Source organism: Alteromonas profundi (assembly GCF_010500865.1).
Taxonomy (GTDB): Bacteria; Pseudomonadota; Gammaproteobacteria; order Enterobacterales; family Alteromonadaceae; genus Alteromonas; species Alteromonas profundi.
The window spans coordinates 106813-121791 of the sequence record NZ_JAAAWN010000010.1; the positions used below are offsets into that span (position 1 = coordinate 106813).

Annotated in this window: 12 protein-coding genes; 2 read left to right on the forward strand and 10 right to left on the reverse strand. The window is 39.9% G+C overall.

What is annotated here, in order from left to right; genetic code table 11:
• Positions 1-53 precede the first annotated feature (53 nt).
• Both GTH32_RS09435 and GTH32_RS09440 read right to left on the reverse strand, forming a co-directional pair.
• Entirely contained in the window at positions 54-977 is a 924-nt protein-coding gene (locus tag GTH32_RS09435; protein ID WP_163085062.1) for a polysaccharide pyruvyl transferase family protein, read from the reverse strand.
• Positions 978-1856, reverse strand: a complete 879-nt coding sequence (locus GTH32_RS09440) for a glycosyltransferase family 2 protein (RefSeq protein WP_163085064.1) — start codon at positions 1854-1856, stop codon at positions 978-980.
• A gap of 519 nt (positions 1857-2375) precedes the next feature.
• Here GTH32_RS09440 and GTH32_RS09445 point away from each other — a divergent pair.
• A complete protein-coding gene (locus GTH32_RS09445) occupies positions 2376-3500 on the forward strand; it encodes a DegT/DnrJ/EryC1/StrS family aminotransferase (protein ID WP_163085066.1) in 1125 nt (374 codons plus the stop codon).
• Between the two features lie 16 nt (positions 3501-3516).
• Positions 3517-4434, forward strand: a complete 918-nt coding sequence (locus tag GTH32_RS09450; protein ID WP_163085068.1) for a WavQ — start codon at positions 3517-3519, stop codon at positions 4432-4434.
• Between the two features lie 149 nt (positions 4435-4583).
• On the opposite strand, the gene GTH32_RS09455 is transcribed toward GTH32_RS09450, so the two are convergent.
• The 8 genes from GTH32_RS09455 to GTH32_RS09490 all read right to left on the reverse strand — a co-directional run bounded on the left by GTH32_RS09455 (position 4584) and on the right by GTH32_RS09490 (position 14972).
• Positions 4584-6056: an oligosaccharide flippase family protein gene (locus GTH32_RS09455; protein WP_163085070.1), complete on the reverse strand. Its 1473-nt coding sequence runs from the start codon at positions 6054-6056 to the stop codon at positions 4584-4586.
• An 18-nt stretch (positions 6057-6074) separates the two neighbouring features.
• Positions 6075-6713 carry an acetyltransferase gene (locus tag GTH32_RS09460; RefSeq protein WP_163085072.1) on the reverse strand — a complete coding sequence of 213 codons (639 nt, stop codon included), beginning with the start codon at positions 6711-6713 and terminating at the stop codon, positions 6075-6077.
• Positions 6703-7797 (reverse strand): hypothetical protein, encoded by a 1095-nt coding sequence (locus GTH32_RS09465; RefSeq protein WP_163085074.1) that lies wholly within the window; start codon positions 7795-7797, stop codon positions 6703-6705. Before GTH32_RS09465 ends, GTH32_RS09460 begins: the two co-directional genes overlap by 11 nt.
• Positions 7794-9128 (reverse strand): glycosyltransferase, encoded by a 1335-nt coding sequence (locus GTH32_RS09470; protein ID WP_163085076.1) that lies wholly within the window; start codon positions 9126-9128, stop codon positions 7794-7796. The genes GTH32_RS09465 and GTH32_RS09470 overlap by 4 nt, the downstream gene beginning before the upstream one ends.
• A 105-nt stretch (positions 9129-9233) precedes the next feature.
• Positions 9234-10619, reverse strand: coding sequence for a hypothetical protein (locus GTH32_RS09475; protein ID WP_163085078.1), 1386 nt, complete (start codon positions 10617-10619; stop codon positions 9234-9236).
• The gene (locus GTH32_RS09480; RefSeq protein WP_163085080.1) at positions 10597-11703 is read right to left on the reverse strand and encodes a glycosyltransferase; all 1107 of its coding nucleotides are present in this window, start codon (positions 11701-11703) and stop codon (positions 10597-10599) included. The genes GTH32_RS09475 and GTH32_RS09480 overlap by 23 nt, the downstream gene beginning before the upstream one ends.
• Positions 11700-13598: an asparagine synthase (glutamine-hydrolyzing) gene (asnB, locus tag GTH32_RS09485; RefSeq protein WP_163085082.1), complete on the reverse strand. Its 1899-nt coding sequence runs from the start codon at positions 13596-13598 to the stop codon at positions 11700-11702. Before asnB ends, GTH32_RS09480 begins: the two co-directional genes overlap by 4 nt.
• Positions 13599-13628: 30 nt before the next feature.
• Complete coding sequence (locus GTH32_RS09490) at positions 13629-14972, reverse strand: hypothetical protein (protein ID WP_163085084.1); 1344 nt, start codon at positions 14970-14972, stop codon at positions 13629-13631.
• Between the last annotated feature and the right edge of the window lie 7 nt (positions 14973-14979).

A 14979-nucleotide genomic window follows, 5' to 3' on the forward strand; every position in this document is an offset into this window, starting at 1 on the left:
TTTGTACCTACTACCTAGATAACCTTAATCAAAACGCTACCGACCGGTGTTAGTTAGCCCTTGTTCGCATTAAACTCGTCGATGCGAGCCCTAAGGTGCGCCAATTTTTCCTGAACTATAGCATAGTCTGATAGTTGATATTTCTCTCTCGCAGCAATTTGTTTAAGTTCAGCAAGTGTTCTTTCCATATCTTTATTAGTTGAACGTGCAACCGGTGGTAACGTCCAATTGTTATTATATAGTCTTGTTTTCTGAGCGGTACGTTTGATGATATTCTTAATCCTTGTCGTAAATGGCTGTCCTTCATCACCTTTAAATACAGGGGAGACGCTATTTATCTGCAGGGGTATTGATAAACTCTCCGACCAATCATGCCACTTATCAGTATTGATATGGCTGTGCGCCGCGAAACCTGTCCAAGGAACGCGATATGCATCGGCTAAAATAGCACCGTGCATGGCTTCTGTTATAACAGCGGTACAGGATGTTAATGCGTCGATAAACTTTGACGGCTCCCATCGAGGATCAATTAAGTAAAACTGACCTCGCTTTGCTATTTCTTCCCACCTACCGATTTGCATACTATCCACGTGAGGAATTAAGCCTACTCTGTTAGGCTCAGGCGTAGTATTTTTAGGTATTAAATCCGGCGTTAAATATGCCCCATCAAGCAGCGGAATATTTTTCTCGTTTTCTTTTAAAAAGGGGCGTAGTTTAGCCAGAGTCATAGGGCCTCTTAGGCCAATAGCGCTAACAGATGTATCGCTGAATTTTGGGGGTTTTTGGTACCCATATCCAGTAGTAAAAAAAATAAACTCTTTGCTCAAGGGGAGATGGTTATTTATTAAGGTTCCTATTCCCACAAGGGTATAAGAGGCGTTGCTACACTTATCGAAATCAAAGAAGTGGCGTAGAATAAGTGCATTTAAATCGTCACCCACATTACCTCTGCTATCCTTAAAATAATAAACAGTCATTTATTTTGTTACCTTGAATAATAAAAGCGATATTAGACGCTTATATAAACTTATTTTTAGTGGTTGTAAGTAAAGGCTTCTCAAAGCGCAGGTTATGGCGTAGTTATAATCTTCTCCATCTTCGGCAATATAAGAACAAATTAGATTAGATTTACTTAACGCTTTCCTTTTTAGCGTAGATTGGCGTAAATACCCTCCCTTGATCTTTGTGATCGCATAACTAATTAGTTGACGATGGTAAGGATAAACTTCTCGCGCATTTCTTGATGCTGACCCTGGTGTTACTCGGTACTTTACGAGGGGGGCGGATATATACGAGATGGGGAAGTCAGCTGCAATATCCAACCATAACTTCCAATCTTCTAGCGCCCGCATACTCTCATCAAATCCGCCGCTTTTTAAAAGTACATCACGCTGGACTAATATTGTTGAGGTTCCTAAAAAATTCTCTGTCAATAAGGCGTCAAAGACATTGCCCCCTTTTAACGAAGACAAATCACTTCTTTTCGTATCACCCGACTGGTTGTATCCAAAATAAAAGGAGTTGGTATGAGACCACTTACAGCCTTCAAGCTTTTCGAATTGATGGCTCAGTTTTTCGGGTAACCAAACGTCATCAGCATCAAGAAAAGCAACCCACATTCCTGTAGCTCTTTGTATTCCTACGTTTCGTGCTTTTGAAACGCCCATATTGGCCTGTTTAATAAGCGTAACCATAGGGAAGCGTTCTGAGACAAAATTAGCGGAATTGTCGGTTGAGCCGTCATCAACGACTATAATTTCATGAACTGGAAAAGTCTGATTAATCACCGACTGGATAGCATCGCCAATGGTAGCTTGACTATTAAAGCAAGGTATAATTACGCTTACTGACTCCATAATTTAAAATTCACTTCTTCACTGTGATGCGGTATCGCAATGAATCAGTCTACTTAGTCTGAGATATAGCGGTCAAGCAAAATTGGCGTTGCTGTTTAGGCAAATAATTTCTAGAAACGATTAAATCGATGTTTTACTCAGGTTGGCACGAAACGTAAGCAGTGTATTGCCTGGAGTCAGCGGAATATTTTATTGGACCGTCCAATAGCGGCGCTTTTCTTAACTTAAAAAATTAAGACACTACATCAAAATTATTGTTCAATTTTTAAATTATAGCCTATCTTAACGTGCGTATAGGTATTTCCGATGACTGCGTTACTCAAAGTCGAAGTATGGCGTGCACTTATAACACCTTTTTATATCTCATTGGATACGTTTAATAGGCCGGCACTATATTAAACGTAAATCGAATGTTATTGTTTAAGAAAATAAAGGTGAGGTGCTATATATCCAATTTTATTGGTGAAGTTACCACTATCAATCTATTTGACTGTTTAGGAACTACAAAGAGCCGACATTATGAAGAAATTCAATGAACCCATACAAGTAACTAGGCCGCTATTTCCAAGGTTAAAGGATTACGTTGGAAACCTTGAAGATGTGTGGGAGAGTCAATGGTTATCAAATGGAGGCAAGCAGCACCAGCTTCTTGAAAAAGAGTTACAAGCACATATGGGGGCCCCGAATATTTCACTATTTAATAATGGAACTATCGCGCTACTTACCGCTATACAAAGCTTGCGATTGCAGGGTGAAGTGATAACTACACCATTCTCTTTCCCAGCCACAACCCACGCTCTCCAGTGGAATAATATTACTCCAGTATTTTGTGATTTAGACGAGCATAGGTTAACAATAGATCCGTTGAAAATTGAGTCGTTAATTACGTCAAAGACGTCTGCAATATTAGGGGTTCATGTCTATGGGGTCCCTTGCCATGTTAGAGAAATTCAGCAAATTGCTGATCGTCATGGCCTTAGAGTCATCTATGATGCAGCCCATGCTTTTGGCACCCAGATAGGGGGCCATCCTATCGCCTCATTCGGTGATATATCAATGTTTAGCTTTCATCCTACCAAGCTATTTCATACCGGTGAGGGGGGCGCGCTAGTTTATAATGACGACAACTTAAAGCAACGGATAGAGTATTTAAAAAACTTCGGTATCAAGAATGAAGAAGAAGTTATTTTACCTGGTATCAATGGGAAAATGAGTGAAGTGCAGGCGTCCTTGGGACGAACAGTTTTACCTCTTGTGGAAGAAGAAAGAGCGAAAAGAGCACAGTTAAGAGCCGTCTACAAAGAAATATTTAAACTTAATGAAAATATTGTCGTCATCGACCCTGGCGAAGATGTAGTAAATAGCGAACAGTATTTTTGCATTAGAATTAAAGCAAAAGACAACGAAATAAATCGCGACTATGTATACGAACAACTAAAAACACTTAACATTTTTAGTAGGAAATATTTCTACCCGCTGATCAGTAGCTACCCTTGTTATAAGAATTTAAAAAGCGCTGAGTCATCTAACTTACCAGTGGCAGAGCAAGCGGCTAAAGAAGTGCTCTGTTTACCTTTTTACGGTTCGTTGGGTGTTGATGCTGTTTCGTCTATCGCTGGTGAAGTTGTGAAAATTGTCAATTGATTTAGAGGCTCAATAATTGAAAAAAATATACATTTATGCCCCAGATTTTGACGAAAATAGTGGGGGAGCTGTGGTCCTTCACCGGCTATGCCATCTTATTAACCAAACAGATACGCATCAGGCTTTTTTAACGCCAAGAAAATTCGAGCGGTTCGAGTTCTATAGTTTAAAAGCGTTTATGGTTAGTTGTAAAAGTCTTCTAAGTAACATGGTAAAACGAAGGCTGGTTAAGCTTAAATGTAACAGCGGTTGGGACACCCCTGTTGATTACCGTTCTTCTATCGATGACGATTCAATCGTGGTTTACTCAGAAATGGCTTTTGGAAATCCACTAAGAGCAAAGAATGTGGTTCGGTGGTTTTTGCATCAACCGGGCCACATCCTAAATGCATTTCACTTCGGCAGAGGCGAATTATACTTTCGCTATGCATCAAATATAAAGCCATTTGAATACTGCTATTCAACGATGTCTAAACATGAATTGCGTATTGTATATTACCCACTGGATAAATATAACGACGAAAATTTACCGAAAAAAAGGGGCACTTGCCATTTGATAAGAAAGGGCGGGTTTAAAAAGAAAATACATCCAGCTGATTCAATACAAGTCGATGGATTATCCCACGATGAAATATCAAAAATTTTTAGGCGAAGCGAACGCTTTATTTCTTATGATGATTACACGGCATATTCAACGTTTGCTGCACTTTGCGGTTGTGAGTCTATCGTGGTTCCCGCTGAAAGTGTATCAAAGTTGGCGTGGTACCCTCGTGAAGAGCAACATTATGGTATCGCTTTTGGTTTTAATGAAGAAGAACTAGCATGGGCTAAGCGTACAGTATCCAATTTGAAAGAGAAATTGAGGCAAGAGGATCAACAATCCTTTAATAACACCAGGATGTTTTTAGATGAGATGGAGATATTCTTTAAATAATGTGAGTAGAGTCGTTTTATGAAAAGCTATTCGCTCTTGTCGGTTAGCAATAGGCTTTTATTGAAAAGAGATGTCAGCCGCGAATTACCTTCCATAACACTTTTAGAGATAAGCGAGAGAACCCATCAAGCGCTAGCTATGCTATCTCGCTAAGGCATATGCTCTTTTTTTACTAACTGTTTGAAAAGTGAGATAAAATACAAGGCTCTTTGTTGAACCGAAGGAATCTTCCACAATGTTACGAGTACGAGAAGTAACAGCGCTAAATAGATAACAACGTACAGTATTCCCGAGCCGAAAAATTCTAAGACAATATTTAATGAAACCGCGTCAATAAGCTCGCGTGTTATTTTACCTGCAAAGAATGCACACAGAGAAATTATTGTAGAGGATATAACAAAAAACAACCCGGATTTTTTAAGTAGGTAGTATGCGTATCCAAGCAGTACCAGACAGCTTAAATAAGCAATAGCAACCCGTGCTTTTGCAAAATCAACAATAGAGGAATATTCAACACCCAATAATGCCAGTAAAAGTACAGCCAGCGTAATTGTACTGAATACAAAACTCACCTTTGTCAGGCCCTTTGATAAAAGTAGCCTAACAATGACTTCAGATATTGAGAAAGTCACAATGATCAGAGAAAGCGTACCCAATAGAGGCGAAAACTCCCACCATTTTTCATCGAATGCTAGACGGATCAAGGTGTCATGAAAAAAATAAATATAGCCCACTATTATCGATGACATAAGCATGATTATAACTAGGCAGTTTGTAAATTGATAAGCGAGCCTTTCGGGCTCGTTTTTAAGCCTGGAAAAAGCTGGCAGCAAAGGGTTAACGATTGGCCTTATTATTTCATTTGCGGGTAAAGTTGATATATTTTTCATCAAATTAAACCCACCGAGAATATCAATACCAAATAGTCTCGTTGTTAGGAAAGAATCTGCTTCTGAGCGCGAAAAACCGATAATACCCTGGCCTAATACCCATTTAGAAAATTTCCATTGAGCTTTAATATTTTGAAAACATAAGCGTACTGGCCATGGGGCGACAAGATATGAGATGAGAAGTTTAAGGGTATATGAGGCAATCATACCAATGACCATTGCCCAGTAGCTTTCTAACAATATAGCCAAAGGAATGGTGACACAGATACTGACGAGTTTCTCTATTATTGAAAGTTTGGTTATGGGTTTATAATTTAAGTTTCGGCTTTGGACAATAAGACCGGGACTAATTAACGCTCCTAACGGAATTACGAGAGAAATACAATAAAGAACAGGCTCTATCAATTCATTCTCGGAGTAAGCAGAAATAAGGGGGATAGCGAAGATAAATAAAATAAAACAAGCAGCTTTAAAGATAAGATTTAGCGTCCAAGCAGTGTTGACGTCTTCAGAGGTTATCGTTTCTTTTTGCGCTATATATTGCGGTGTTCCTGTTTCGCCAATAACATCGAAAAAAAATGCAGTAATTGTTGCCATTGCAACTATACCGAAATCTTCGGGGGTTAGAAAACGGGCTAACACCAACATACTTATTATGCCCAGCGACTTTTGGATTACTTTTCCAAATAATAGAAGCAATGACCCGTTAATGGTTTTCTTACCTAATGACAACTACCGCTCCTTAATTGTCTAACTTTTTATTTTTTTCGCCGGCGTTCCAACAACTTTAGCTGATGCTTCCACGTCATGGATAACAGTTGCGCCTGCACCCACAATTACGCTACTACCAATACAAATATTCTGTACAACAATCGCGCCAATACCTACCATGCTGCACTCGCCAACTACCACACCTCCAGCGAGTCTGGTGCCAGGAGCAAGGTGCACGAAATCACTAATTTCGTTATCGTGATCAACGCTAGCGCAGGTATTAACAATTACACCTGTGCCCAATGTTGTCCCTGTATTTATAACAGAGCCGGGCATGATTAGCGCGCCCGCTCCAATTTGTACATCATCGCTGACCACAGCCTGTGGGTGGATTAATGTAGCTAGCGGGTATTTTAGGGCGATAATTGTTTCACACAACTTCTTTCTTGCTTGGTTGTCGCCAATTGCCACGAAGTAATCAATTCCCGGTGGAGAGGCACTTATGAAATTTTCAAACGTATCAACAATAGGTAAACCTTTGTGATTTTTTTTTCGCGGGTAATTTGAATCTAAAAAAAACACGCTTTCATATTCGAGGGAAATTTTTGCGCAGTCGTAGGCAACACTACCATGGCCACCCGCGCCAATAATTGCTAATTTTTTCTTGTTATTGTTCACGTCCCATTACCCTGTTTTTTATCTTCTCTGATACTCTATGTACGATATAAAAGGCATTATTGAGACATTCTTTGACTAACAGGTAGAGCCTTGAGTAGTGATTTAATTGTTGTCGGGATGACTTATTGAGGGTACTTTCTGCTGCGCAGAGATATTGGTTACTTACAAATTCCAGCGTTTGCGTATGCGCATATTCATTCTTAAAGGCTTTAATTTCATCGAAGTATTCTTTTGATAACCATCGCTCGTGGTTTTCTAACGTTGCCAACTTGAGGCCTTTATTTAGAAAATACTCATATCCATAGGAATGTTCGCTTATAGCGAAAGGTATGCCATTGAAAACATACTTTTGGGCTTTAGTTGGTGGCTTTAGATTATGTGCAAAGCCATCATTTTTGGTATCAAATGCGGCTTTGCATGACAGCATATATTCTTCTTGTTTATTTGCGCTCCATTGCTCGAGCTCTACTCCATTTAATACCACTTCATGCTCACTTTCTTGAAGTGAATAGCCAATTCCTGCTTCTTGCAGTTTTTTTCTTAGAAAGTCCACTTTGGCCGGCAGATTTTCTAAATCCGTCAGCACTTTTAATGGATGGGGTAACTCGTGCTTTGATAACGCTTTGAAAAGTGGTGGGAGGTATTCAATATGACCTATCCATAAAATAAAACCTTCGTCTTGAAAGCTTACCGCTTCAGGTAAACGATATTTAAGGTAATGATCTACACATGCAACATTTTTCACATCGTTAGGTAAATGAATTCTCAAGCGTTCATTGTGCAGTAATATACAATCGAACTGCGCTAGTTTAACCCTTTCTTTCGCAAACAGTGCTGGGTGATGGAAGTAGTCAATAGGAAAATAGAGTACTTTAATCCCTCTTTTTTGAGCATTTAGCAGCCAGTTTAGCGGGGGCATTAATTTGATAATAAAAATGACCTCGACATCGGGGATGGCTTCAAAATTGTCGAAAAGTTTTACGTCTATATCATCGTATGAGTACCTTAAAAATTGGGCCACATCTCTTCCAACCCAATCGGTGGAAGGAAGATGTACCATTGGGCCAAATGCAACTGTTCTCATGTTGGTAATCTCATACAGCGTGTATTCTCAATATCACTTTTAAAATTATCACTCTGCGAAGCATCAAAATATGTCATACAATCAAGCAAGTTTACTTTAACCGCCAATTTGTCTACCGACTCACTTTCATTAGTACAGAACGCATTTATCGTATCTGTTAGTATTTGCGTGGCAATAAAACAAGTGTGATGCTGCATGACATAGTCACGGGGCGCGTATTTTTGGTAATTTTCGAGCATCGATTTAATATTGCTAGCTAGCGCTTTTTCTTCGCTCCATATCCCAGTTTTATCATTTATATAGGGATACTTCATTCCGTAGTTAAAGCCTTTACGTATAATACAAGGTACGTCACTAAACATCCCTTCGATAATACTTCTATTTAAACCTTCAAAACGAGACCATAGCAAGTTAATTTTTGACCGCTTTAATAGTGCGCCCACTTCGGTTGGGGGAATTTTTTCGTGATATTCTAGTAAATCATCCACGTTATAATAGCTGGCTAATGCCTTGATATCATCCAGCGTCATCTCAACGTTATAACCAACGAGCGCAACTTTTAAATGGGGGTGGCTTTGCTTTAATTGTCGAAGCGCATCAAAAATACGATAGTGACGTTTGAAGTAAGTCCAGCTAGAAATAACTATGATATCAATGTCTTTTTTACACCCCATGGCCGGCTTAAAATTACGATGGTCGACCCACCAGTTTGAGCTTAAGGGGACAGGTTTAAGGTTTGTTTCGATATCGTTTAAAAACTTAGTATCTCGCGCTTCATACGCCATAACGAATACAGGCGCATTAAGGGTTGCGTAAGCTAAAATGCCAGGCTCACAGGTCCCGGCCCAACTTGGCTCGAGAACGATATGGTAGTGCTCTGAAAGTGCATTCATGTCGTAAAATTTAAAAAGAAGGGGAAAGTAATAGCTGTATTTTATGAGCAGTACACCTTTTTGCCCTTTATTGTAGCGTTTCAAAAACAAACAAACGCCATCGAAAAGCAGCTGTGGATCAGCAAAAAATTTCTTTGTATTAGGCTTGGGCTCAAGTGAATCAACCAATTGCTCAATAAATAGTTCCCTATTTTCAATCGTATTTTTACCTTTAAATAACGTATTTTGAACAATCTTTAGAATGATTTTTTCCGATCCCCACCACCCACTTCTGTGAACTTTTGACGCTAGTTCAATTGCACGTAGTATTTTTTTTGTTCGATAGAGGAAAGCTATTTGCGCGGCCAGTAATAGAACAATGGGAAATTGAAGTAGTGGAATATCATATTTAACAAACTCTGTTAACTTGCTTTTTATTTCATATATTTTGGCGTGCATGTTTTATACTTCTAGTTTGTTTAATTCGTTATTTTACTTTTTTGATGCAAAACGTCCACCGAGGTAAATAGCCCCTAGGATCTCATCGTACATCGGCGTAAATATTTATTGGTGTACTTTGTAAACTAAAAACAATGGGGCTCGGTTATACGCGTGCAAGTTATCTCCATTTCTTATTGAGATGAAAAGGCGGTCATTGTATTTGTCGAAAGAGCCGCTTGTAATTGCGACGCTTTCGATACTTTCGGGCAGGGGAAATAGACCGTAGTCATAAGGTTCAACATCGTGGGGCGCCATCAGTCCTAGTTTTACTTTTACGAGGTCGCTTACGTCCCATGCCCAATAATATGGGTAGGTATCACTAGCGTCCTTAGCACATTGCCCTCCACATTCGTTGCCATTATTCTGAATAATTTTATAACCGATACCCGATTCATGGCCACCTGAAAAACCAATCGTTAGGTAGGTGCGTGTGTTAGGTATGATAAAGCCATACGCGGCGTTTGATAGGATAGTCCATAATTTATTCCTTCCATCGCGATTGTATAAAATATTATTTACATCCGTTACGATTGGATATGTGTTTTTATCCCGTAATATTTGTTTTAATGAAAAGTCTAGAAGTGGCGTAGTGGGGATCTTACCTGAAGGAGCATAAATTACGTCCTCTCGCGCATCAAAAGAGAATGCTGTTGGGCCCACAGAAAGACGAGAAATGATAGACGCAAACGGCTGAGAACCAGCGAGGTGCGTACCTCCTAAAAGCGACTGTAATTCCTCTGGGATTTCACTTATCCAGCCTGCCGCATGCGCTGCGCCTTCAAGCTGATAAGGACCGAAAACTTTGCTATTAGAAAGATCTTTAGAATTCCAGAATATAATACTGGTATCTGTCTCTCTACCACTTGCATCATACCAGTTGATATAATTAAGCATTAGCGCGTTGTCAATCTTAGCCAAACCTGTGGGCCTGAAGTAGTTATTAATTCCCGTGTCTACGCGGTCGGTATTATAAAATTCAGTGAATAATTGGCGCGGGTTTTCAGCTATTGCAAATTTACTAATATCCGAAGTTTTTATAATATCAGGCACGGTGAATTCGGCAATTGGGCTAGTTTTTTGATTACCGATAACATAAACGGAATTTCGCTTTGGATCATAGGTAAACACACCGTATGAATAGTTAAAGGAAGCAGACTGTGAATTCCCAAATTGGCCCAATGACACTCGAAAGCCGCCTGCATAAGACAAAACATCAGTTGTTACCCGTGGTAGGTCAATCAATGCATCAAGCGCAAAAGCCCAATCACAATGCTGTTGCTCATTTGCGGCATGTCGCTTCAGAGCTGGCGTAAATTCAGTTAACGATGTCTTCGATAATAATTCGAGACATTGTGATTTAGCTGAATTTCGACTATCAGATGCCAAGGCTGTAGGCAGTATTATCCAACAAAGTGCAATCAATAAACTAAGACGCGCTAATATTTTCATAAAGTTCCCTGTATGCCGCGTTCATGCATTTTACGTCAAACTTTTCATCGAAAATTTGCCTGGCTTGTGTTGCCATTATTGCCTGCTGCTGTGGGTCTTCTAGTAGCGCGACAATAGCGTTTGCGAAGGCGTCAGCGTTGTCATTTTCCACTACCATTCCAGATACCTTGTGTTTGACTATTTCGGGGTTTCCTCCAGCGTCAGTTACCACGCACGGTTTCGATAATGACATGGCCTCTAGTAGGGTCATCGACGTCCCTTCACTTAATGAAGATAGCACAAACACATCGAAAAGGTTGATATAGTCGGTGGGATTGGTTTTGTACCCTACAAACCTAACAAAGTTACCAATATTTAATTCTTCGGTAAGTAATTCAAGTGTCTGTCGCATTTCACCATCACCCACTATAACTAAATATGTTTGTGGAATTCGCTCACAGATTATCGAAAATGCACGTAGTAACATAACGTGGTTTTTTATTGGGTCTAAGCGCGCTACTGTGCCTATTACATTTGCTTCAGGGGGGAGGGTGAGCTCTGTTCTTAGCGCAGTTGTTTTAGTTGTAACTGCACTTAAGGGTTTGATGCCATTATAAATAGTTTGAATTTTATTTATGGGGATATGTTCAAATTTGGCTACTGCTTGTTTTGTAGCGTCAGAGATGGCTGTTACTGCATGGGTGCAACGAGATAATAAGGGGTTAACGAGTTTCCGTTTCCACGTTGTGGAGTCGGGGTAAAAGCGGCCGTGTTCGGTAAAAACCACCTTAGCAGACGTAAATAGCGCCGCCATTGTTCCGTAAACCCATGGCGTGTATTGGTGGCAGTGAACAACATCTATTTTATGGTGTTTAATGTGCTTTCTTATTGCCGTAATTATGCTCACGTCAAAACCTGGCGTTCGCGCTTTAGTTGAAATAGGCACACCTTTCTTTTTGAGCTGCTCTCCCCAAGGGCCTAACGGCGATTCGATACAAAATATAGACATATGCTTTGAGGGATCGGTGTTGCCTTCTATGAGGTTTTTTATCACCATTTCGGTGCCGCCGATGCGCATATCGAAAGTTACATGAAGTATGTTCATTCGCATTCAGCCTGTTGCACTGCATAATTGTTGTACCAAAGCTGGAACATTAACATGCTCCAAAGCAAGATACCGTGATTGGCGCTATTTTGTTGATGCTCATTCCACAGCTTTTCAATTTCGCTTTGGCGGAAAAACTCTTTTAACCCTGCCGAGCTTCGCAATACATTGGTAACAGCCATATCTTTTAATTCATTTCTAAACCAGTCGTCTAATGGGGTGCTAAACCCCATTTTCTTTCTATAAAGCAAAGTGTCGGGAATGAAGGGTTTAAAGACTTCTTTTAACAAATATTTCTTCTCGCCGTTTCGGTACTTTTCCTCGGAAGGGAGCGTAGCGGCGAACTCAGCCACTTGATAATCTAAAATCGGCGCCCGCACCTCTAATGAATTAGCCATACTCATACGATCTACTTTCACCAATATATCTCCTGTCATATAGGTTTTTATATCGGTATATAAAATTTTACTTAAGTGATCGGGGCCATCGGCTTTGTTATACATTTCTATGGTGTAATGACTAGGATGATAGTTATCTAACTGCTGTGCTACTTCTGGCCTTACAAGCTTTTCCCACGCTTCATCAGTCATCATGCTATTAGTGATATAGAAACCCATTGCAGGGTCGTGGGAAAGGCTGGTTAATAGCGACTTCGCCTTGCGTCCAACATGTCCGGGTATCTTACCTGCAAGCTTTGCGAGGGAAGGGAAAACAGACTTTCGGATAGCACTAGGGAATTTGCTTCGAAGTTTATTTTCAATGTTGTCAGTCGTGTATTTTTCGTAGCCTGCGAATAGTTCATCTCCACCATCCCCAGCCAGTGCTACAGTGACTTCTTTTCGTGCTAATTCTGATACAAAAAATGTTGGCACTAACGAGGGGTCAGCGAAGGGTTCATCGAAAAAACGGGCTATATATTCCAATCGTTCAGCAACGTTTTGGTGCACCGTATATTCATGATGTTCAGTTTGATATTTTTCGGCAATTTCCCTAGCACAATCAGCTTCATTAAAAGCTTCATCGTCAAAACCAATAGTGCAGGTTTTGACTGGGGATTCGCTAGCTTGTGCCATCATTGCAACGACACCAGAACTATCCACGCCGCCACTTAGAAACGCGCCTAGAGGCACATCACTCACCATGCGTTGTTTAGTCGCTTGTTCTAATAGTACTTTAAGCGTGTCTTGATGGCTTTTCTCATCGCCAGATGCGCTATGTTTGAAGCTGATATCCCAGTATTCATGAATTGAAAAGCCATCGCTGTTTAACAGCATATAATGAGCGGGTGGAAGCTTATGAATATGGGTGAAAATACTTTTAGGATCCGGCACGTACTGATAGGCAAAAAAGTCGTATACCGCATCAAGACGTATATCGCGAGGGATATCAGGCAAAGCAAGAATGGCTTTTATTTCAGAACCAAACACAAATCTGCCTTCATGAGAGAAATAATAAAGGGGTTTTTTACCTAAGCGGTCTCGGGCAATAAATAACTCCTGACGCTTTATATCCCACAGCGCAAACGCAAACATACCGTTAAGTCTATCTAGGCATTTAACTCCATCGCGTGCATATAGCGCTAAAATTACTTCGGTATCTGTATGGCTGCTGAAACGAACGCCTTCTTTGATGAGTTCTTCACGTAATTCAAGGAAATTATAGATTTCTCCATTGAATACGATGACCAATGACTCATCTGCAGAAAACATGGGTTGGTTACCCGCTTCTGACAAATCAAGAATACTTAACCTACGGTGGCATAAACCGACATGTTCATCTAAGTAAGTGCCACCCGCGTCAGGACCACGATGAAAAATAGCCTGCCCCATGGCGTTAAGTTCAGTATTCGTACCTTCCTGATGATGAAAGAGGCTAAAACCCGCTATGCCGCACATAAATCGTCCTTCTAACTACTTGGCGTCTCGTCAAATACCGTAGTGCGCTAAAATATCACTGTGTATCTGAGAAGGTTTAACCGTGTTTTCCGAATCTTTATTCGTTGGGCTAATGACATTTCTTTTCCAATAAATGCCGACCTGATTATGTTTTCCTGCTTTAGTCTCATTCATACGATAAAAAATATTATTAAAGTTTCTTTTCGTATCATCATGTTCGCTAAGGTAGGTAGCTGCATCATCAATGTTCTTATTGCAGCGGCATTGCACAAATAGCAGATTTTCTTCTCTTGTTATTAAGAAGAGTTTTGTAGAGCCAACATTAAAGTATTTTTCGGAATCCATATAAAATTGACTGAGTTTGTCTTCAACACTAACGCAGTCGGCTTCATTATTAAACTCTAATTGGAACTGTTCAGCCATTACTTGGTGAAACTTAAACTCTTCAGATATCCCGAACTCATTTTTCAAAGATATAGGGTCTTTAATATTATAATAATGTCGTTCTACATCTAAATAAGGTTCTTGGCTTAGTGCAGTTATAAACATTATTGGATAATCATTTGGCAGCAACTTTAAGATCATTCCTAAAATATGATCAGTGTTTTTATAACCAATAAGGATTGAATCCTTATTCTCAGCTTGAGGCGAACTGTTCAATCCAAATTTTTCAGGTTCAAAATCTTTCCAATAATGGTGCTGATAATGGGCTACTGTATTTGAAAAAAACGTCGAGAAATCAGGAGACTCTTTGACAAAGTGGTATTTGAAAACATCAAATTGAATGAGATCCAGTAACATGGCTCTGCGCCATTTGTTAGCAGGGGCAATTTTTTCTCTAAGTAATTGGTGTGCCAGCTTAATTATTGTCGTGGGTTTTACGCCTTGCTTGAGTATACTCTTTATAAAACTTAAAGATGAAGTAGAGTTTCCACGACTGTAATTTTGCACTGCCGACGCTATATATGCGTGATATGTCTCAAGTTGCTTATTGTTCTTGATATCCGTGTGGCTATTCCAAGGATCAGGAAGGAAAACGCCTTTAAAAGCATCGGAGTGAGCGCTATTCATGCTTCCGCATATCCAATTTTTACAATCAATATTTTCGGATAATACATCCCAAGTAAATTTGCCTGTATATTTGTGACCTTCATTGAGCTTTTGAATCTCATGTTCTTGCCGTTCAACTCCCGTATGAATGTCTACCCATTGAACCCAAGGGTTAAGATCTTCGCCAGAAGCGTCAGTTTTTGTTAAATGTAGGACCGACTCCTCCCTCAGCTTTTTAAAATTCGGTAAGTGCCCTTCTTCCATAAAACGCTCTAATAAACTAGGGCATAGTTCATTAAACTCCAATACAAGTAACTTGTTCACGGGTATT